A 21,994-nucleotide genomic window follows, 5' to 3' on the forward strand; every position below is an offset into this window, starting at 1 on the left:
TTGCTGGCGATCCATTTGTCAATATATGCGAAGCCGGTACCATACAATAGTTCTAGTAACCATTCTCTTATTCCTGTTACAATCCTGCTCATCAGAGCATAAACCCCATGCTTCGTTTTATTACTGGAAAAGCACTTTCAGACTATCTAAAACAGACAGCAGCTATCTGGCTCAGTTGCAGGTAAAACAGATCAATGTAAAGTTTTTTGATGTGGACTGGAATTTTGAAGCAGGCAAGGCTCTACCTGTAGCAGAGATCCGGTTCACAGAACAAGTTCCAAATGGATTATCTATTATTCCGACTATTTTCATTACCAACCGCACTATGGTCCAGATTCCTGTCAGTCAGGTTTCGGACTTGGCCACTAAGATTACAACAAAAATTCGTTCTATAGCCGATAGTAATCATCTTTCCATAAAAGAGATTCAATTAGATTGTGACTGGTCTGAAAAATCCCGTGAGAAGTTTTTTTTACTGGCATCTCTGGTAAAGAAAAACATTGCCAGACAATCCATACAGATCTCTGCCACCATTCGACTTCATCAGTTAAAGTACACAGGTCGGGCAGGCATTCCACCAGTAGATAAAGGTATATTGATGTTTTACAACATGGGTTCTCTGGATGGCAGAGGAACAGACAACTCCATTCTGGATCTGACTATAGCCCGCCAGTATCTGCGCCGACTCAAAGATTACCCACTGCCACTGGATATAGCCTTACCTATCTACCAGTGGGTTGTTTTACAGCGAGAAGGTCAGGTAATAAACCTCCTCACCAACGTGTCAATAGAGGCATTGCATGATACACTTCATTTTGAACCGATTACACAAAAAAAATTCCGAGTCAGAGAAAGCCATTATTTTCATTCCCTGTATCTTTATCGCGGAGATGAGTTACGTCTGGAAGAGATCTCTTTATCTCAGTTGCAAGAGTCAGCTGATCTGTTAAACCCTATTGTTAACCAATCTGAACCACACATATTATTTTATTATCTTGATGAAAAAAACCTCACTCGCTATGCGCCTGAAGAGCTTCAAAAAGTGGTCAATCGCTTTCATTAGTCTGTTTTTGTGTATGTATCCCTATCAGGATCTGGAAAGCTGTGCAGATGGCGACTGGGATGGATGGACGCTATCCCGATTCTTTAACCCAGAGCTTACCAATCAACCATTCTTTGAACCTTTGTATTTCTCCTTTGATCGCCTGTACGATGATTCATGGGAAGAAAGTCCTGCTTTCCGCAGAAGCGAAAACCTGGCAGACTGGACTACATTGACAGAAAATAAAGCAAAAACAAATGATATTGAAAATCTGGTATATAAAGCTTCCAGGAAAGAAATTCAGGCTATAAAAACCTATTTATCAAATCCTGCTACTCCTTTGAGTGCTACACTTCAAAACAATTCAATGGTTAAATACCTGGTTCAGAAGAAAGATGCAGCAACAGTAGACTATCTCATTTTTGCTAAAACCTGTGAGCCCTTTGCCCTTGAAGGAGATGACTGGACAGTGGAAACTAAGCAGGTAAATCCCCAAATAATTAAACTAATCTCTAAAGCGGAACAAACCTATCAGACAGAACAAAATCCGTTTCTAAAACTACGTTATGCTTACCAGGCAATACGATTGGCACATTATGTACGTTCGTATGCCAAAGCCATCAGTCTTTATGATAAACTGGTAGCCCCATTAAATACAGAGAGTCCGATCAAATACTGGGCATTGGGACATAAGGCGGGCGCAATACGCCGTTCGGGTCAGAATAATGCACTGGCAGCCTATTTATTCTCCGTTGTATTTGACAAATCAGAAAGTAAACGCATCAACTCCTACTATAGCTTCTCCATTACCAATGATGCAGACTGGCAAAAAGTATTGTCCATGTGCAAAAGTAATCATGAGAAAGCTACACTGCATTTTCTGCGTGCTATTCAGCCTGATAATCTGAAGCTCGAGGAGATGAAAAATATCTATATTCTGGACCCAACATCTGAATACCTGGATATTTTGCTGGTGCGGGAAATCAATAAATATGAAGTGAAGAAGAGTATGAAGAGTGAAGATCTGAATACATTTGAGAAAGGGTCTGCTGGATTAAAAGCCTTTATCTTTAAAGTGGTAAGCGAAGGCAAGAACAAGAATAAAGCACTATGGACACTGGCTCTGGGCTATACAGATTATCTGGCAGGTAACGCAGCAGAAGCACGCAAAACATTTGCACAACTTCCGGCCAGCAGTCAGACCAAAGAAGTAAAACAACAGATAGAAACCTTTGAACTGATGATTCAGTTAGCTGAGCTTCAGAAGATTGATGCTGTCAGCGAAGAACGTCTTTATCAGGCTATCAAGAAAACAAAGTCTGAGGCTTTACAGAGCCTTATGGTTGGTGTATTTGCCAGACTGTATAAAAAACAAGGTGAGGCAGCTAAAGAATTTCTTTCAACTAATGATCTCTATACCTTACGCACATCACCCAATGCCCAGTTGATTGAACAGTTGCTATCTTTTACAGATAAAGCAAACAAAACAACGTACGAAAAAGAATTGCTGGCAAAAATTGATAAGACAACACCCAAAGATGTATTGCTTGAAATGAAAGCAACCTTTTTGTTACGTGCAGACAAACTGGATGAAGCCGAACAGATCTTTAGCAAGCTCACCTATAAGTATGAAGATATTGAAGGCATTCCTACTCAGGATCAGCTTAAAGATTGTCATGAATGTGTAGAAGGTTCATCTGAACACTTTTCCAAATTACAACTGATACAGCAAATCAAAGCCTTGAAAAAACAGGCAGCAGATACAGACAAAGCCAAAGCACTGGATGCCACTTATAAGTTAGGTACGATCTATTATAATACAACCTATTTTGGATTTGCATGGAGAGCCATGGATTATTATCGACCTTATGGAATTCCATCTGTTTCGGCAGATGATTACACAGATTGCAGCCATGCACTGGACTACTATTCAAAAGCAGCCGAGTTAGCTAAACAAGTAGGAAATAAAGAACTGGCAGCTAAAAGTTTATTTATGGCGGCAAAATGTGAACAAAATAACTATTACCTGTATAAAGCACCCAAACCAGATAGTTATTATGAAGGGCTTCCACCTAGCTATGCTCCTGCTGATCGCAAATACTTTACACAACTCAAACAGCAGTATGCAGCTACTCAGTTTTATAGCAAAGCACGTCAGGAATGTTTTTATTTAAATCATTTTACACGTTAGCAATTAAAAAGGCTCCTGGGTTCAGGAGCCTTTTTAATTATTCTAAATTTGTTCTTTTTTTGTCAAGGCAGGTCGTTTATACTTCCATCGAGCATGTGACCATAACCACTGATCCGGATACAACTGAATATCTCTTTCTACTTTCCGTACATAGTCTTCAATCAATTGCTCTGACGTAGTCTCTGATAAATCTTCCGAGATTACTTCAAACCAGGTTTCATAGTATCCTCTTTTTACACGCCGCATCCCTGTATATAGCACTGGATAATTGGTTCGTTTGGCAATTCCTGCTACTCCGGTAAAAAAAGGTGTATCCTGATGTAAAAATGTAGTCCAGTATGCCTGTTCCGGAAAAGGTGTTTGATCTGCTACCATCGCAATGATGCGTGTGATGTTTTTACGCTTCACCAGTTCTCTTGCCACTTGCCTCATCTCTACTGGATGAGGCCCGAACCGACTACGAATCTTCAACATCAACTGATCAAAAGAAGCAGTAGTAAGTTCTTTGTACACAGCATCCACATCAAAACCTAACGTTACGCCATTCCCAGCAAGAAGCCATTCCCAATTACCCAGATGCGAGGTCATGACAACAATCGATTGCCCTTTCTTCAAATAATTGGTAGCAATTTCCTGATTGGTTATCCTGATTCTTTTTTGGAGATCCTTTTTTGAGATACTGAGCAACTTCAAGGATTCAACAGCAATATCTGCCAGATTTCTATAAAAATTCTTAGCAATCTGCTCTCGTTCTTTCTCGGTTTTATCAGGAAAAGAAAGACGTAGATTCTTCTCTACGACGTCTCTCCTGTATCGGATCACATAATAAGCCAGAAACCGGATTATATCTGCCACCCCATACAAAATCCACAGAGGAAGCTTTGCAAATAACTCCAGTAAATACATGAAAGAAAATGTTTCGCAATAGAATTAAATAAACGGCAGCAAAGGTAGTAAATATACAATAGCCCTGGTGCAAAAATTAGTTATCAGCCTGGGTAAGGTATAAACACATTTAATAACAACCAAGACCCATTTCTTCACACAAATACCATACTCACAACTCCTACCACAGAGATAAGTTTACAAATCTGGCTCAGATACCCAAAATCGCTTCTGGTATCAGCCCGAACCAGTTGCCGGACGAACCATAACATAGGCAAAAGAATAAACAGACTGAAATACCAGATCAGGCGTTCGGGAAGAAATGGAGCAAAAGAATATAAAGTGATTAGAAAGGTCAGTATCAGAAAATAAAGAAAGAGTTTGGTACGACGTATTCCCCATACGATAGGTAATGTGCGACAACCAAAAGTAGCATCTCCCCTTACATCTTCCATGTCCTTGATAATCTCACGAATCAATGTAATAAAAAATGCAAAGACTGAATATGTATACACATATAGTCTATTTTGAGGATTATAAAGAACAACTACCCATAATGTGGCAGCGGTTAGCAATGCCACTATAAAATTGCCAATAAAGGGAAGTCTTTTTAACTGATTGGAATAGAGCCATAATAAAAAAGCGGCAATAAAATTAACCAGACCAATACGCAATCCAATCAGTGTACCAATTCCAATTCCCAGAAAGTTCAGAAACGAGTGAGCAAAAATAGCCTGTCGCCTACTCATAATCCTACCTACAACTACCCTGCGAGGTTTATTAATGGTATCAATCTTTATATCATAGTAATCATTGATAATATATCCGGCAGCGGCAATACATATTGTGGAGAACGCCAAGCCTAATAAATGTAAATCAATAAGATGATTCCACCACTCGCCCTTTGGACCTACCAGACAAACACGAACCAGATATTGCGTTAGTGCAACAATCATCAGATTAGGAAATCGGATAAGTCGCAATAACGCTCTTAGAATAATCTGTCGGCTTCTTCGTTTTTTACGTAGCTGTACCACAAAAGTCTGGTTGGATTGATGCATACGAAGGTAAGAGGGATTCATTCTAATTACAAACCCCTTGAAATAATGTTAGTTCCATTATTAGTTTATAAAAAAAAGAGCCCATGTATGAATATACACAGGCTCTTCTTTTTGGTATAGAGACTCTTAGTAAAGTTCCTTATACATAACAAAATCATTCATCCAGAAATCTCCGATTGGAGTATTTTCTTCCCGCGCCTGCTGATATCCACATCGTTCATAAAAACGAACGGCAGGATTATAACGGTTGACATTCATTTCCAGCATGCGAGCTCCCCGGTTTTTTACTTCCTTCTCAAGATGCCCTACCAATGTACGTCCATATTTTTGTCCCTGAAAGTCTGGATGAATATGCAACTTATGCACTTTATATACTCTTTCTTTGTCTTCTCTTAAACTATAGGAAGCATATCCGACAGCTGCATCTGCAACATATAATATCAGAAAAGTATGTCCTTGATCCCGTATCTGTTTTTCTACAGCTGTTGCAGTATAAATCTCTTCATACATGTAGTCAATTTGTGCCTTGGAAAGTATTTCCCGATAAGTAGGTTCCCAGGTAGCTTTAGCTATAGATAAAACATCTGAGATCTCATTTTGGGTAACTTCTTTGATAAGCACACTTGTATCTGTAAGCATATACATCAATTATTCCAGGGATGAACACATTATATTGACAGGTATTAATATACTTCACTTTCCATTCGTAACCTGTACTACTCTAGTATTTCTACGCCGTCTTTCAATTACAAGATATTATTTTTTTCGTAAAAAATAGTTCTAAAATAATAATCTTTTAATCAGATATAGTCTGATTTTAGTAGAAGAGTCATCATTTTAAGGCCCATTACTTAGAAAAAGCATTGATTTTCAATATTATACCCTTTCTAAGTTTTACAACTGGACTTAAGGGAATTTTGGATATTTTGAAAAATCCGGTTTACGTTTTTCTAGAAAAGCTTGTTTTCCTTCTTTTGCCTCATCTGACAGATAGTATAGCAATGTTGCATTTCCTGCCAACTCCTGAATACCTGCCTGACCATCAAGTTCAGCATTAAAGGAAGCTTTTAGCATGCGTAGGGCAATAGGCGATTTTTCAAGTATCTTCTCACACCACTCTACAGTTGTTTCTTCCAGTTTTTCCAAAGGAACTACTTTATTCACCAGACCCATATCCAGTGCTTCCTGTGCATTGTACTGATCGCACAGGAACCAGATTTCGCGTGCTTTTTTCTGTCCAACAATACGTGCCAGATATGAAGCACCAAAACCACCATCAAAACTTCCTACCTTAGGACCGGTCTGCCCAAAACGAGCATTTTCAGCAGCAATTGACAAGTCACATACTACATGTAGAACATGTCCACCTCCGATAGCATATCCTGCAACCATAGCAATGACAGGCTTAGGAATAGAACGGATCAACTTTTGCAGATCCAATACATTTAACCGGGCTACCCCATCTTTACCTACATATCCTCCATGTCCGCGAACACTCTGATCACCACCACTACAAAAAGCATCCGGCCCCTCTCCTGTCAATATAATTACCCCAATCCGATCATCGTAACGGGAATGCGTCATAGCATCAATCATTTCGATTACAGTCAGCGGTGTAAATGCATTCCGTTTATGGGGACGATTAATGGTTATCTTTCCGATGCCATTATAATACTCAAACTTAATTTCCTCGTAATCCTTAATTTTTTCCCATGCAAATGTTGAAGCCATTATCCAAAGAGTTTAGGTTTAAAAGATAGTATCCGAATGCAATATGAAATACCAAGCCAGTAAGTTCAGCAAGCGGGCAAAATTAATGGCCTACAAGTGCATTTGCAAATAAGTTTGCTAAGGATTATTCTGCTACGAGTCCTGGTGTTTACCTGATTATCTGCGTAGAGCTGGGTAAAAACAACTACATTTTTACCCTATCTATAGAATACACAAAAAATAAAAGCGACTTTTTGACATATTCAGGTACGATTTTTCCACACAACGTAGCCAATTTGACATATGTATACTTGATTGTATGCATACTACAGGCATTAAAACTGGTCGGTATATAATTTGTAGATCCTAATTATACAAAACTTGTAATGTATTTTGTTTCATACATAAAAACAGGCAACTATGAAAAATGATTTGAAAGAGTATGTTAACCAGATTAACTGGTTAAATACAATTACCGGAGGAGTTAGTATGACTGCTATTCAGGTTGCGCATGATGCTGAGAAATTAGTAATCAGTTTATCTGCCCCTGGAGTAGATCCTGAGTCTTTTCATATATTCGTAAATAATGATAAACTGACTATTCACTCCTTCCTGCCGGAGATGTTTGATAAATTTATTGAAGAGGAAGAAGAGGACGAACCTGTACCTATGTTTCAACGGATCTTTGATATACCAAACTTTGTAGATAGCAGTCATATTCAAGCTGTATACAGTCATGGTCAGTTGCAGGTGCTCCTTCCATTTAAAGATAGAGATGAAGCTCCCCGGCGTATTGATATAGATATTTTATAATCACTACAATTTAAAGGCATACATGACGTTTTAGATATACTTATTAGTGTCTGTTTGCGTCAAGCACTTTAATTGTATAAAGAAAATGGAAGCGACCTATCGCTTCTTTTTTTTTTGTACCTTCGTCCTCCCGTTTTGTATATGTTCATGGGTTTTGTGTTTATCGAAGGCCTGTCATTATCTCAAAGAATAGTATAGCAGCAAGCCCCAACCTTCAATTGATTAAAAAAATTTGTGTCGTCATCTGATAACGAAATAAACGAGTCTGCTTCGCTTTCTTTAGGGCTTTTTCCTGAAGTAGTTACCCTGTTTGTGGATGTGATTGTACCACTTCCACTGCCCAACCTGCTTACCTATAGAGTTCCAGCTATCATGAATGATATGATACAGGTTGGCGCACGGGTTATTGTTCAATTAGGTACCCGCCGTATCCTAACAGCTATTGTAGCACGTGTGCACCAGGATCCACCAAAGAAATATATTGCCAAGCCTTTGCTTGAGCTTCTGGATGAGGCACCTATGGTTACTATCTATCAGTTGGAGTTGTTTCGATGGGTAGCAGATTATTATATGTGTCATATCGGAGAGGTGATGAATGCAGCATTACCTTCCGGATTAAAGATTAATAGTGAATCTAAATTACAATATAATCCAGAGTTTGATGTCAACACTCCTCTTACAGAAACAGAAGGAAAGCTACTGGAAGCTGTTCAGGAGAAAAACTCTTTATCTACAGATGAAGCAGCCCGGCTTCTGGGTCAGAAGGATATCTATCCTATTATTAAATCCTTAAGCAAAAAAGGAGCTGTACTGGTATATGAAGAGGTAAAGGAAAAATATACTCCCAAAATCGTCAAGAAGATTCGTCTGACCCGCGATTATGAAGATTGGGAGCCTTTAAAGGATCTGATTGATGAACTGGAAGATCGCAAGCAGTACAAACAGGTTGGTGTATTGATGAAATACCTGGCCCGCGTACCTGTGATGCAGAACCGTATAGCCAATGCCGATGGATTGGAAAAATCTGTCCTTGTTAAGGATGACATCTCTGAATCTGCCCTAAAAACACTGTTAAAGAAGAATGTTTTTGAAGAATTTGAGATAATCATTTCCCGTTTTGCAGATGTACCCTATTCAGGAGATGATGTCCAGCTTTCTGAGTCCCAGCAACTGGCTACTGAAAAGATTATGTCGTATTTTAAGACAAAAGATACGGTATTGCTGCATGGAATTACAGGAAGTGGAAAAACGGCTGTATATATCAACCTCATTCAGAAAGTACTGGCTTCTGGTTCTCAGGTATTATACCTTTTACCGGAAATTGCTCTAACCACTCAGATTGTATCCCGTTTGCGAAAAGTATTTGGGGACCAAATGGGCATTTATCATTCTAAATTCTCTGATAATGAACGTGTCGAAGTGTGGAGAGGGGTACTGTCTGGTAAGTTCAATTTTGTCATTGGAGTTCGATCTGCAATATTCCTACCCTTTGATAACCTGGGACTCATTGTAGTAGATGAAGAACATGAAAGTTCCTATAAACAATATGATCCTGCTCCCCGATACAATGCACGGGATCTGGCCCTGGTTGTAGCCAGACTTCAGCAAGCTAAGGTATTGATGGGCTCAGCCACTCCGTCGTTTGAATCGTTTTACAATGCCAAACAAGGCAGATATGGGTATGTAAAACTTACTCAACGTTTTCGGGAGGCACAACTTCCGGAAATTTCTCTAGTCAATATCAGGATAGAACGTAAACAGAAAAAACTAAAACACAATTTTTCAGATACACTGTTGACATCCTTAAAAGACAATATTACAAAAGGAGAACAAAGCATCTTGTTTCAGAATCGTCGTGGATATGCCCCTTATGTAATGTGTGAAGACTGCGGGTGGATACCTCATTGCCACCAATGCAATGTTAGTCTTACCTATCATCAGCATACGCAGGAAATGCGTTGTCACTATTGCGGGTTTACAGAGCAAATGTCTCATCAATGCCCTGTCTGTGGATCTACTCGTATTAAAACAATGGGTTATGGTACTGAAAAGATAGAGGATGAACTAAAATTATTGCTTCCTCAGGCCCGGACTGCTCGCATGGATCTGGATACGACACGTCAGAAAAACGCTATTCAGAATATTGTACAAGCATTTGAAGCAGGTGAGACAGATATTCTTATAGGAACACAAATGCTAAGTAAAGGGCTTGACTTTGACAAAGTTAGCTTTGTAGGCATATTTGATGCCGATCACATCATTCATTTTCCGGACTTTCGTGCCCATGAACGAGCGTTTCAACTCCTTACTCAGGTGGCAGGTCGTGCAGGTCGCCGGAATACACAGGGCCGTGTACTGATTCAAACAGGCAACCCAGAACTGTTTGTAATTGAGAAAATTCTGCAAAATGACTATGAAGGATTATACGAAAAAGAAATACCTGAACGGCAAAAATTTAATTACCCTCCATTTACACGTCTGATTCGTCTGATTATTAAACATGAAGATGAAATTACAGCAGAAGAGGCTGCTCAGACACTGGCAAATGGATTGAGGGAAAAGATGGGTAGCCGTGTACTTGGTCCAGAACCGCCTTTGGTTAATAGGATACGAAATCAGTTCCTGAAAGATATTCTGATTAAGCTTGAGAAGGATAATATAAACCTGCGCCTGATTAAAGAACAGATTCGAGAAGAGATTCAAAAAATCCTAACTACAAAGCAGTTTAAACAAACCACTGTTGTGATTGATGTAGATCCTATGTAATTTCGCATTTTTCACTGAGATCTTGCTTATTTGAAGAGATATATTATCGCTTCTTCCATCTGTTAGTATGTTACGAGATACGAAAATTCTATTTATTCTAATACTATTAGTTCTTAGTAGTGTAATATACTTATTTATGAATCCTCGGTATAAAGCAACTATTAATGAACTTCTAGATTTACGAAAACAACAATCCATAAAGCTTACTAATACACCTTATATACAAAAGAATATTGCACTTATAAAGACAAGTCCTTTTTATCAAGGTGATTCCCTCTGGATTGACTTTAATCGACGTCTACATAGCAATAAAATAACCATCAACAGCAAAATAGATTCTATTTATAATCAGCAAACCAAAATGGACTCTATTAATCAACAGGTAGTTGCCAAGAGATTACCAGCCCTTTATTTTATATATTTGTGCGCTTCAAAATAACTCCGACAATCTTTTCTAACAACACATAAATACATAGTATAGATTTACATCAAAAACCTTCATATACATTCCAAATGCAACTTTCGTCTATTAAAGAGGGTGTAATAACCCAAATGAATACAATTGCGCCCAAACGAAATACGTGGATAAAGCGGAACAAGTATTATTATAAGAACCTGGTTAAATTTCTAAAGTTTAATATTCCCGAAAATAGCAGAATTCTTGAAATAGGTTGTGGTACAGGTTATCTACTTAACGAGTTAAAGCCGAGTTATGGAGTAGGTATTGATATTTCGCCAGAAATGATACATATAGCTAAGGAGCAATTTCCTCAATATGACTTTCAGGTGATGGATGCAGAGCAAATTACACTAAAAGAGAAGTTTGACTTCATAATTATTTCCGATAGTATCGGATATTTTGAGGATGTTCAGAAAGCATTTTCCCAATTGCATTCTGTCTGCAACAAAGATACCCGTATTATTATCACCTATATCAATTTTATCTGGCTACCCTTACTAAGCCTGGCACAATGGTTAGGTTTAAAAATGCCGCAAAAACGTAGCAACTGGCTGGAAATAGAAGATATATCCAATTTACTCAAACTAACAGATTTTGATATTATTAAACACGGACGACGGTTTCTGTTACCCATTAATATCCCTATTATATCTTGGCTTTGCAACAATTACCTGGTGCATCTACCTTTCTTTAACTTATTTGGATTAAAGAAATTCATCATAGCACGTAGCATAGCTGAATATAATCAAAATCCTCAGCAAAAGAGTATAAGTGTAATTATTCCAGCCCGCAATGAGAAAGGCAATATTGAAGCAGCCTTACAACGGATGCCTCAAATGGGTAGTCATACGGAAGTAATATTTGTAGAAGGGAACTCAACAGATGATACCCTTGAAGAAATCAAACGAGTATGTGCAGCCTATTCATCCCTACTTGATGTAAAATATACAACTCAGGATGGTAAAGGCAAAGGTGATGCAGTGCGAAAAGGATTTGCAATGGCCTCAGGTGATATATTGGTGATACTGGATGCTGATCTTACAGTTCCTCCAGAGGATCTACCCAAATTTTACAATGCTATTGCATCTGGAAAGGGAGAATATATAAATGGGTCCCGATTAGTGTATCCCATGGAAGATGAAGCGATGAGAACACTAAACATAATGGGCAACAAGTTCTTTTCTATTATGTTTTCCTGGCTTCTTAACCAAAGATTAAAAGATACTTTATGTGGAACAAAGGTAATTTCGCAGGCCAACTATCAGAAGCTAATAGCCAACCGAAGCTACTTTGGCGATTTTGATCCTTTTGGCGATTTTGATCTTATATTTGGTTCTTCAAAATTAAATTTGAAAATAGTAGAAATCCCCATACGATATAAAGCACGTTCTTATGGAGAGACCAATATATCCAGATTTAAACATGGCTGGCTCCTTTTAAAAATGGTGGCATTTGCGATGAATAAAATTAAGTTTATATAAATTATTGTTCGAAAATTCATGGAACATATATTAGAAAAGCACAGACGTATTTGGGATGAAAAAAAGATTCTGCAAATAATCTACTCTGAATGGTATACTAAAATTATTAAAGACTTAGCCCAAACCCAAAAACCAACAGTAGAACTTGGAGCAGGAGGAGGAAACTTCAAACAATTTAAACCAGATGTTATAGCAGCTGATGTTGTTCCATTTGATTGGCTGGATATGGTGTTTGATGCACACCATATGCCTTTTAAAGATAATGAGCTAGGAAATATCGTTATGATAGATGTGTTACACCATCTGGATAATCCGGTTGCCTTTTTAAAAGAAGCCCAACGCGTTCTGGAGCCAGGTGGAAGATTAATCATGTTAGAGCCTTACCCATCGCTTTTTTCGCTCCCTATTTATCGTAAATTTCACCCAGAACCATTTATAATGGATGTTGATTATTTCCAAAAGAAAGAAACCAATGAAAAGGATCCATGGGACTCTAATCAGGCAATTCCTTACTTGTTGTTTTTTAAACATAGAGATACTTTCAAAAAAATATTTGGAGATCAGTTTCACCTAGCCTATAAGGAGCATCTCAGTTTTCTGTTATATCCTGCGTCTGGTGGATTCGAGAATAAATCTATGATTCCGGATTGGTCTATCCCAATGTTCCAATTCTTTGAGAAAGCTCTTACTCCTCTTAGATCTATTCTAGCATTCAGATGTTATGTCATCCTTGAAAAAAAATAAACACCCTTTACTAGTACAAAATCAATCATTAAGTATATATCAAAAGCTATTAGTAGTATTGGTGCCTTTATGCCTTTTTATATGTCATAGTTATATAAAAACTGCACAGGGTCCATACTATTTAGGTACTAATTCAGATCCTGACTATGTATACTTGATTAACAGTTTAAATCTGGCACAGTTTATTCCTCCTGGACATGTAGATCATCCTGGAACCCCTATTCAATGGATAGGAGCAGGAACAATTCGAATTGTTCATTTATTCGCAGAAAATAATTCTTTAGAAGAAGATGTACTAAAACATCCTGAATTTTATCTTACTACAATCAACTATGTATTATTGCTGATTACTATAATCTCCTTATGGCTTATTGGGAGCTTATTAAGCAATTTTATCGCTATAGAGTATAGTATATTCATTCAACTATCTTATTTTACATCACTGGAAAGCCTACATTCCATTACAAGAGTAACTCCTGAGCCTTTACTGGCTATTCTTTCTATGTGGATGATATATCTGATACTAAGGCTATATTATAAAGATGATGAAGGCATATATAAGAACTTTTATATCATTGGCTTTGCACTAATTGCCGGAACTGGTATTTCTACCAAGATTACATTTGCACCTTTTGCACTAATACCACTATTTATTTTATCTAATAGAGTCAATAAAATCTATTATTGTATTCTTTCCGGCCTTATAGGTCTTACATTATCTATCCCTGTCATCTTCTCCCGAAATTATTTTATTAATTGGATAAAAGGACTCACAACGCGATCTGGCTCCTATGGATCCGGGCCTTCAGAAGTTATTAATACACATACATTTTTCGAGCACCTAGACCTTATAATAAAAAACGAAATCTCTCTGACAATATCCTATAGTCTACTCACACTTACCCTTTTAGCGATATTCTTTTCTTTTTTTGCAAAAAAGAAAGATAATAGGTATCCCAATAGATTATTGGTAAAGATTCTTTCAGGCTTATGGATTTCCTGTACTTTATTAATTCTTTTAGTAGCAAAGCATTATCAATCACGCTATTTACTTCCTTCATTTATACTATCAAACTGCATTCTGTCTTTTGTCTTTCTTTTCTGGAATAACAAGATACAACAGCTCTCTTACAAAAATACATACTATAAAACTTTACTCTTCCTTTTTTCTATTGGATTTATTGGCAATGCATACTTCCAGTTTTCATCACTTTATAATAGGCTTCAATCTGATAAAATTGCTCAGTTAGCATCTCAAGTATATCTGAAGGGATCTCCCTACAATCAATTACCTGTTGTATATTATTATCGGGCATCATCACCTGAGTTTGCACTACAATTTGCACTTTCCTATTCAGGTGTTGCCAAAATGAGATATCATACTAGCCTTTCGAAACTTTATACTAATGCCTATTCTTATAACATTTTTACAGGTGTTTACTATCATTGGTTGGACAAAGTTGATATTCTGGAAATTCTTTCCCAACAAGAAAAGGTTCTTTTCCAAGGCAGCCCTACTGACAATTATCTACCAATCCCATCCTCTGGCCAAGAAAAGTCAAATGTGCCAACGCCATTTCTGAAAGTATTGCATAATTCCAAAATAGAATCTGTTTACATAGCAGATAGTCTGGTCATTAAAAAATAAGACACCATAATTCCTGTATTCTTGGTATGTATACGTTTAGCAATGAATATGGAACGGGTTAGAAGAGAGATGTATTTGCACAGAACAAATTTGGACCATGCTCAAAAGCCAGTAATATAAAAACCAGCATGAAAAAATATATTTTATGCTAGTTTTCATTGCCTCCAATCTCTTTATCTTCAAGTAAACAAATCGCCTGTCTTTCTGTATCATCAACAATAGTAAGACAAACTACCTGATTCCTCATTTTTATTGGTGATACAAATCATTCATACTGTTTTAATTCCCTCCTACCTTGCAGGAAATAGTTAACAGTTAGTACTTTTCAGATGTCTAGACATCTGTTATTAAAAACTATACCATGCAAGTTTCACTTCAATACACAACTGCAGAAGAAGCAGTTAAATATATTCAATCTGGCAATCGTGTGTTTGTCCACAGTGTTGCGCTTACCCCTCATGTATTACTTGATGCTATGACAACACAGGCATCACGACTGGAAAATGTAGAATTGCTTCATATCCATACCGAAGGGGTATTACCTTATATGAAACACGATTTAAAGAAAACGTTTCATTCCAATGCTATGTTTGTTGGAGCAAATCACCGAAAATTTCTTGCAGAAGGCTATGGTGATTATATTCCTATCTTTTTATCTGATATTCATTTACTATTTTATCGCAATATCCTTCCATTGGATGTAGCCATGATTATGGTTTCTCCTCCAGATGAGCATGGATATTGCTCTCTAGGATGTTCTGTAGATGTAAGCTTGGCAGCGGTACGGACAGCCCGATATGTTATTGCAGAAATCAATCCATCAGTACCTCGTACACATGGAGATGGGTTTATTCATGTAAGTCAGATTCATGCAGCAATAGAAGTAAATTATCCAATCTATGAGGTAAAACCAGAACCATTATCTGATCTGGAGATTTCGATAGGTAGAAATGTTGCGGGTCTGGTAGAAGATGGAGCAACTCTTCAAATGGGAATTGGAGGAATTCCTAATGCAGTACTGGCAGAATTGAAACATCACAAACATCTGGGAATCCACACCGAAATGTTTTCTGATGGACTTATAGACTTATTTGAAAGCGGCGCTATTGATAATTCATTAAAGAAAGTAATGCCCGGCAAGATTGTATCCTGTTTTGCAATGGGGACCCGCAGGTTATATGATTTTATCAATAATAATCCGGCTGTAGCAATGAAGGAAACCTCCTATACTAACGATACCAGTATAATCAGACGTAATCCAAAAGTAACAGCTATTAACAGCGCTATAGAAGTAGATCTCACAGGACAGATCTGTGCAGATACAATTGGTACATACCAATATTCTGGAGTGGGTGGACAAATGGACTTTATACGAGGGGCGGCCTTATCAGAGGGAGGTAAACCCATTATTGCACTAGCATCAACCACTAGTAAGGGAGAAAGCAAAATTGTATCTGAACTAAAACCGGGAGCAGCTATTACGACTACTCGGGCACACGCCCGATTCATTGTAACGGAATATGGAGTAGCTGACTTGTTCGGAAAAACCTTGAAACAACGTGCCAAGGAACTTATTGCGATTTCCCATCCAAGCCAAAGGGAAAATCTTGAAAGAGCAGCCTTTGAGAGATTTCACGGACATTACCAATAAGTCTGATACAACAGATAGATAACTATCAAATAAACTAGTCAATATGCCTAAAATGACATCAAGGCCTGTTACTAACACTCTTTTATGTAACTCACTCAAAACGTAGGGCTTGTATCTGAGCAGAAAAAGATATAAGCCCTAGTATGTCTATCGGAAGTTATTTACAAAAAAGAACCAATAAAAAATGTTATAGTAACAAAATAAAAACCCATTTCATAAGATACAGGAGTATATTCATTAAAATAAAACAAAAATAACCCTCTAATTGATAAGAAAATATACTATCTATCACCCTCATAATTGAATAAAATAAAATCAGATATAAAGACCCTCGCATTCCACTTTTATTTGTTATTTTTGCCTTCATTTTTAATTACACTTGTTTGGGATTGCACTCACTACCAATCCATACAAAATTCACAATACTCACCTTAACAGTATAGAAAGTGACATTAATTACTTCGATTTCAGGAATCCGAGGAACTATTGGAGGAAAGAGTGGAGGCTCATTGACTCCATCAGATGTGCTTAAATACACAGCTGCTTATGGAACCTGGATCAAAACACAAGCATCCGCTTCCAATACCTTCAAAGTGGTAATCGGACGTGATGCCAGACTTTCAGGAGAAATGATTTCCCGTATTGTATCATCCACATTGCAGGGATTGGGGATTGATGTAGTAGATATTGGGTTGTCAACGACTCCTACTGTGGAGATGGCAGTAGTCATGGAAAAAGCAAGTGGAGGTATTATCATTACAGCCAGTCATAATCCAATCCAATGGAATGCCCTTAAATTATTAAATCAACATGGGGAGTTTCTGTCAGCGTCTGATGGCGAAAAGATCATAAAACTTGCAGAAGAAAACGACTTTACCTATGCAGAAGTAAAGAAGTTAGGTAAGTACACCACAGACAACACCTATCTGCAGAAACATATTGAAGCTATTCTGGCATTGCCCCTTGTCAATCGGGCTGCTATAGCGCAACGTGGGTTTAATGTGGTAATAGATGCGGTTAACTCCTCAGGAGGTATTGCAGTTCCAATGCTCCTGGATGCATTAGGTGTAAAGAAACGCACGCTAATAAATTGTGATCCTTCCGGAATTTTTGCCCATAACCCGGAACCCCTTCCAGAACACCTTATCCAGATCGCAGCCGAACTTGAGAAAGGTCGTTATGATCTGGGTATAGTGGTAGATCCTGATGTAGACAGACTGGCGCTTATCTGTGAGGATGGAAGCATGTTTGGAGAAGAATACACACTTGTAGCTGTAGCTGACTATATACTCAAACATCATCCGGGAGGTAACACTGTTTCTAACCTGTCATCAACCCGTGCATTGCGGGATGTAACAGAACGATATGGTGGCCAATATTTTGCAGCTGCTGTAGGTGAGGTAAACGTGGTAACTGCCATGAAAGAATGTCAGTCTATCATTGGTGGAGAGGGTAATGGAGGTGTAATCTATCCGGCCTTGCATCATGGACGGGATGGCCTGGTAGGTATTGCACTGTTCCTGAGTCACCTGGCTGAGTTTGGGTATTCTATTTCCAGACTACGTGCTACCTATCCGGATTACCATATATCTAAAAATAAAATTGAACTCACTCCTGATATCGATGTAGATGAAATTCTGGAGATGATTAAACAGAAATATGCTAAGAATCCTATCAACACTGTAGATGGCGTAAAGATAGAATTTGGTAAAGAATGGGTACATTTGCGTAAATCCAATACGGAACCTATCATTCGTATTTACTCAGAGTCAGATTCTCAGTCTACAGCTGATTACCTGGCAAACAAGATTATTAGTGATATACGGGAACTGGTGGGACAACAGATCAGAACCTGAGTTGCTGACAATCCCAACTACTACGAGCAAAACCATACAAAAGAAAATAATTAAAATTCAGATTGACAATGAGAGTTTATTTAGATAATGCGGCAACTACTCCTTTGGATAAAGAAGTACTGGAAACTATGTTGCCATTTATGACTGAGTTTTATGGTAATCCGTCTTCTATTCATACACATGGAAGAGAGGTACGCTCAGCCATTGAAAAATCGCGCAAAACGATTGCTCAATTACTTAATACCTCTCCTGCTGAAATCTTCTTTACCTCAGGTGGTACTGAAGCTGACAATACAGCCATTCGCTGCAGTATTGAGGCCTTGGGAATAAAACACGCTATATCGTCTCCCATAGAACATCATGCAGTACTACATACGCTGGAAAACTTGCATAAGGCGGGTCATATCCAGCTACATATGGTAGAAATAGACAAGAAAGGCTATATCAATCTGAATCATCTGGAAGAATTGCTCAAACAATACCCCAAATCACTGGTATCACTGATGCATGCCAATAATGAAATCGGCAATGTCACAGATATACAACTGGTAGGTGAACTGTGTCGGCAGCACGGAGCTATCTTTCATTCTGATACAGTGCAGACAATGGGTCATTTTCGCCATGATTTGCAAAAGCTTCCGGTAGACTTTATCGTTGGAGCAGCCCATAAGTTTCATGGTCCCAAAGGTGTTGGCTTTCTGTATATCAATGCGCAGAATAAAATACAGCCTTTTATACATGGAGGCTCTCAGGAACGTAACATGCGGGGTGGAACCGAAAATGTATACGGCATCATGGGACTTGCCAAAGCACTGGAGATTGCCTACCGGGATATGGATGAACATCAACAACATATCCAACGCCTGAAATCGCGTATGATTGCCAAACTGCAAACAGAAATTGAAGGCATTGCTTTCAATGGCGATCCTATCCAATCGGATAAAAGTCTCTATACAGTCCTGAATGTGAGCTTGCCAGTTGCAGAAGTAGGAGAAATGCTACTTTTCAATCTGGATATCAATAAAATATCTGCATCGGGTGGTAGTGCCTGCACCAGTGGAAGCGAAATTGGATCACACGTTCTACGGTCTATTCAGGCTAATCCAGAACGTGCTTCTGTGCGTTTCTCATTTAGTAAGTTTAACACAGAACAAGAAATAGACTTCGCAGTTCAGACACTAGCAGAAATGTATAAGAAGGAGAAAGTTGCCTAAACTGAGAGTATCATACAATACATAAAACAAACGCCTCTGTAGAATTCACTGCAGAGGCGTTTGTTTTATACACTATCACAAAATAAATACTTGAATACAAGCAAGTTACACAAAAGAGAATATCTTTGTATAACACTAGACATTTATTCAGATGGCACACTCTTCTGTTTCGCATAATGTCCCCACCTCTCTGCATAGAAGCACTCAAACTATATTGAAAGCTGGCTTGATAGCAGGTATTCTGGATCTTATAACCGCAGTTATTGTCAACTATTTGTTAGCCGGAACAACTCCAGTACGACTACTACTTTTTATTGCCAGTGGGGTAGTTGGTAAAGAAGCGTTTTCAGGAGGTACGCTTATGGCTCTTATAGGACTGCTCCTTCACTTCTTTATTGCTATGACTTTTGCATTTTTTTATTTTTTACTCTATCCAAGACTTCAAATACTGGCTAGGCACAAAATAGTAGCAGGCCTGCTGTATGGTGTTTTTGTTTGGATTGTTATGAATCAAATAGTTCTCCCACTTAGCAATACACCAAAGCTTCCGTTTAACCCTGTAAAGGCAGCTATTGGTATGCTGGTTCTGATGTGTATGATTGGTCTTCCTATTTCGATTATTGTACACAAACACTTCAGACGTTCCTAGGCTTTTCCTAAAATAATCCATAGTCACCTGAATGATAAAAATGCTTTTGATTCTATTCTGAAAAAATTTTGTAGTACGCATAATTGTGTACATAAAAACATTTTGACCGGAATTACGCGCATGAAACATTTTGCGGTTTTTTCCGGTCAAACAACAATGTTGCGGTGAATTCTATGCAAAAACTTTTTTGCGGTGAATTCAACGTATCAGCAATTTTGCGGTTTATTCCAGGTAAAAAGTATTTTCTCACGAACATCACAAAGCAACTCCTCCTATTGCTCTTTGCATAGAATTATGCACAAGCCTTACTTATGCAATAAACTATGCTCACAGGCTATAATATGTTGAATTCAGTTCAAAAAATCAAAGGAGATACTATGGAGCCGGGCAACGCTATCTTTTGAGCCACAAAAAACTGCCCAACTTTTCAGATGGGCAATCTCACTCACATTCAGATTAAAAAATAATTTTCTCAGTTTACATCTTTTCCTTGTTCCAACGTAGCAATCATTTTCTCTACATTGGATTTGCTATTAGAGTCTGGCGCTTTGGGTAAAGCTGTTTTAGCCAGCTTCAATGCATTTTTATATTCCCCTACAGCCGAATATCCTCTTATTAATCCAACACTGGTAGTAAAATCGGCAGGGTATTTTTTTGCATTCAACTGAAATACTTCCAGTGCCTCTTTACTACGTTTCATAGCTACCAGCTGACGGGCGTACTGATGCAATTCCTGCATATTGCCCATTGGCATGGCTTCTTTCATCAACGCTGTAGCTTCGGTTGTTTTGCCTAGCTTTTCTAATACCTGAGCTTTTGTACTTAAAGTCGTGAAATTTTTCTGTCCCAGAAATGGAGCATTTACAGCGACATCAGCCCACTTTAACGCCTCTTCCAGATTAGTATTGTTTTGCACACAGAAAGCAGCAGCCTGTGCCCATGGCTCCCAGTTAAAACCAACATCTGAACGTAGTTCTTTGCGAAACGATGTAAGTTGAGTATTTACCAGATCAACCTCAACTCTAAATGGAACCTTTAACTTTTCCCAAAGCAGAGCAATAACAGCTGAGTTATCTGTCTGATCTGTAAATTCGTATTTTAGTCGCTCCACACTTTCACTGAGGGATGTTGTTTTTACGTCTACACGTAGTGCATCTTCTGCAGGATCGTAGAAGTAGCTTCCCCAGGAAGTTGAGTTTTTGGAGAAAATAACGGTGGCTCCACCTTCCTGCAAAGCCATAAATAATCCATAGGTTCCAGCAGGCAGGTTTTTACCTTCTACTTTTACATCTGTGCTGAATGAGATGGTGGTATTCTCATTGGCACCGGCTCTCCAGGGAGCAGACTTACTGGTTCCAAAGCCCAGATCCTGAAAGCCATAGTGAGCAACTGAGGTTCCCCAGATCTTTCCTTCCCGGCCTTTGACACCCGGACGATCATAGGTAATGGTGATATCTGTAATGCCAATTCTTTCAGATACGGAAGCTTTCTTGTTTCCTCCGCCAGGTGGTGTGGTAAGTTGTGCCCATACAGGCTGCATAGCCCCAAGTATCAACAGGGACAATGTCCATCTTAAAAAAGTACGCATAGGTTTAGGGATGTTTTCAGACTAAAAGTAAGTTACTGACAAATAAAGCACTAGTACTTTATGACAAAAGGCATTTTACCACCATAAGCGACTTTACTGGTATAACAAACTCATTCTACCCATGTAGTTAACCTAATGGTTCCTTTTAATAAAAACCTATTCATGCTCCATTTTATTGAAGAGATAGTATGTTTCAGAAAAGGAAAAAGCACAAAGAACCCAGCCAAATCCGGAT

At 38.3% G+C, this 21,994-nt stretch carries 17 protein-coding genes; 12 read left to right on the forward strand and 5 right to left on the reverse strand.

The window, feature by feature from the left end:
• The first annotated feature begins 25 nt into the window (after positions 1-25).
• Complete coding sequence (locus QNI22_RS08080) at positions 26-1,063, forward strand: hypothetical protein (RefSeq protein ID WP_314510130.1); 1,038 nt, start codon at positions 26-28, stop codon at positions 1,061-1,063.
• Positions 1,020-3,233 (forward strand): hypothetical protein, encoded by a 2,214-nt coding sequence (locus QNI22_RS08085; protein ID WP_314510131.1) that lies wholly within the window; start codon positions 1,020-1,022, stop codon positions 3,231-3,233. The genes QNI22_RS08080 and QNI22_RS08085 overlap by 44 nt, the downstream gene beginning before the upstream one ends.
• Before the next feature lie 42 nt (positions 3,234-3,275).
• On the opposite strand, the gene QNI22_RS08090 is transcribed toward QNI22_RS08085, so the two are convergent.
• From QNI22_RS08090 to menB, 4 genes are all read right to left on the reverse strand, one after another.
• Positions 3,276-4,139, reverse strand: a complete 864-nt coding sequence (locus QNI22_RS08090) for a lysophospholipid acyltransferase family protein (protein ID WP_314510132.1) — start codon at positions 4,137-4,139, stop codon at positions 3,276-3,278.
• A 134-nt stretch (positions 4,140-4,273) separates the two neighbouring features.
• The gene (locus tag QNI22_RS08095) at positions 4,274-5,200 is read right to left on the reverse strand and encodes a geranylgeranylglycerol-phosphate geranylgeranyltransferase (protein WP_314510133.1); all 927 of its coding nucleotides are present in this window, start codon (positions 5,198-5,200) and stop codon (positions 4,274-4,276) included.
• Between the two features lie 105 nt (positions 5,201-5,305).
• Positions 5,306-5,818: a GNAT family N-acetyltransferase gene (locus QNI22_RS08100; RefSeq protein WP_314510134.1), complete on the reverse strand. Its 513-nt coding sequence runs from the start codon at positions 5,816-5,818 to the stop codon at positions 5,306-5,308.
• Positions 5,819-6,085: 267 nt separating this feature from the next.
• Positions 6,086-6,910: a 1,4-dihydroxy-2-naphthoyl-CoA synthase gene (menB, locus tag QNI22_RS08105; protein WP_313975006.1), complete on the reverse strand. Its 825-nt coding sequence runs from the start codon at positions 6,908-6,910 to the stop codon at positions 6,086-6,088.
• A gap of 399 nt (positions 6,911-7,309) precedes the next feature.
• Here menB and QNI22_RS08110 point away from each other — a divergent pair, with 399 nt between their 5' ends.
• From QNI22_RS08110 to QNI22_RS08155, 10 genes are all read left to right on the forward strand, one after another.
• A complete protein-coding gene (locus QNI22_RS08110; protein WP_314510135.1) occupies positions 7,310-7,702 on the forward strand; it encodes an Hsp20/alpha crystallin family protein in 393 nt (130 codons plus the stop codon).
• Positions 7,703-7,936: 234 nt separating this feature from the next.
• A complete protein-coding gene (gene priA / locus QNI22_RS08115; protein WP_314510136.1) occupies positions 7,937-10,468 on the forward strand; it encodes a replication restart helicase PriA in 2,532 nt (843 codons plus the stop codon).
• A 136-nt stretch (positions 10,469-10,604) separates the two neighbouring features.
• Positions 10,605-10,907, forward strand: coding sequence for a hypothetical protein (locus tag QNI22_RS08120; RefSeq protein WP_314510138.1), 303 nt, complete (start codon positions 10,605-10,607; stop codon positions 10,905-10,907).
• Between the two features lie 113 nt (positions 10,908-11,020).
• Positions 11,021-12,409: a glycosyltransferase gene (locus tag QNI22_RS08125; RefSeq protein WP_314510139.1), complete on the forward strand. Its 1,389-nt coding sequence runs from the start codon at positions 11,021-11,023 to the stop codon at positions 12,407-12,409.
• Between the two features lie 18 nt (positions 12,410-12,427).
• Entirely contained in the window at positions 12,428-13,153 is a 726-nt protein-coding gene (locus QNI22_RS08130; RefSeq protein WP_314510140.1) for a class I SAM-dependent methyltransferase, read from the forward strand.
• 154 nt (positions 13,154-13,307) lie between these two features.
• Positions 13,308-14,801, forward strand: coding sequence for a hypothetical protein (locus tag QNI22_RS08135; protein ID WP_314510141.1), 1,494 nt, complete (start codon positions 13,308-13,310; stop codon positions 14,799-14,801).
• A 361-nt stretch (positions 14,802-15,162) separates the two neighbouring features.
• Positions 15,163-16,452 (forward strand): acetyl-CoA hydrolase/transferase family protein, encoded by a 1,290-nt coding sequence (locus QNI22_RS08140; RefSeq protein ID WP_314510142.1) that lies wholly within the window; start codon positions 15,163-15,165, stop codon positions 16,450-16,452.
• A 446-nt stretch (positions 16,453-16,898) separates the two neighbouring features.
• Positions 16,899-18,308, forward strand: a complete 1,410-nt coding sequence (gene glmM, locus QNI22_RS08145) for a phosphoglucosamine mutase (RefSeq protein WP_314510143.1) — start codon at positions 16,899-16,901, stop codon at positions 18,306-18,308.
• A 68-nt stretch (positions 18,309-18,376) separates the two neighbouring features.
• Positions 18,377-19,522 carry a cysteine desulfurase family protein gene (locus QNI22_RS08150; protein ID WP_314510144.1) on the forward strand — a complete coding sequence of 382 codons (1,146 nt, stop codon included), beginning with the start codon at positions 18,377-18,379 and terminating at the stop codon, positions 19,520-19,522.
• Between the two features lie 151 nt (positions 19,523-19,673).
• Complete coding sequence (locus tag QNI22_RS08155; protein ID WP_314510145.1) at positions 19,674-20,171, forward strand: DUF1440 domain-containing protein; 498 nt, start codon at positions 19,674-19,676, stop codon at positions 20,169-20,171.
• A gap of 472 nt (positions 20,172-20,643) precedes the next feature.
• Here QNI22_RS08155 and QNI22_RS08160 read toward each other — a convergent pair whose 3' ends face one another.
• Positions 20,644-21,759, reverse strand: coding sequence for a DUF2911 domain-containing protein (locus QNI22_RS08160; RefSeq protein ID WP_314510146.1), 1,116 nt, complete (start codon positions 21,757-21,759; stop codon positions 20,644-20,646).
• Positions 21,760-21,994: the final 235 nt, after the last annotated feature.

The organism is Xanthocytophaga agilis (assembly GCF_030068605.1).
GTDB lineage: Bacteria > Bacteroidota > Bacteroidia > Cytophagales > 172606-1 > Xanthocytophaga > Xanthocytophaga agilis.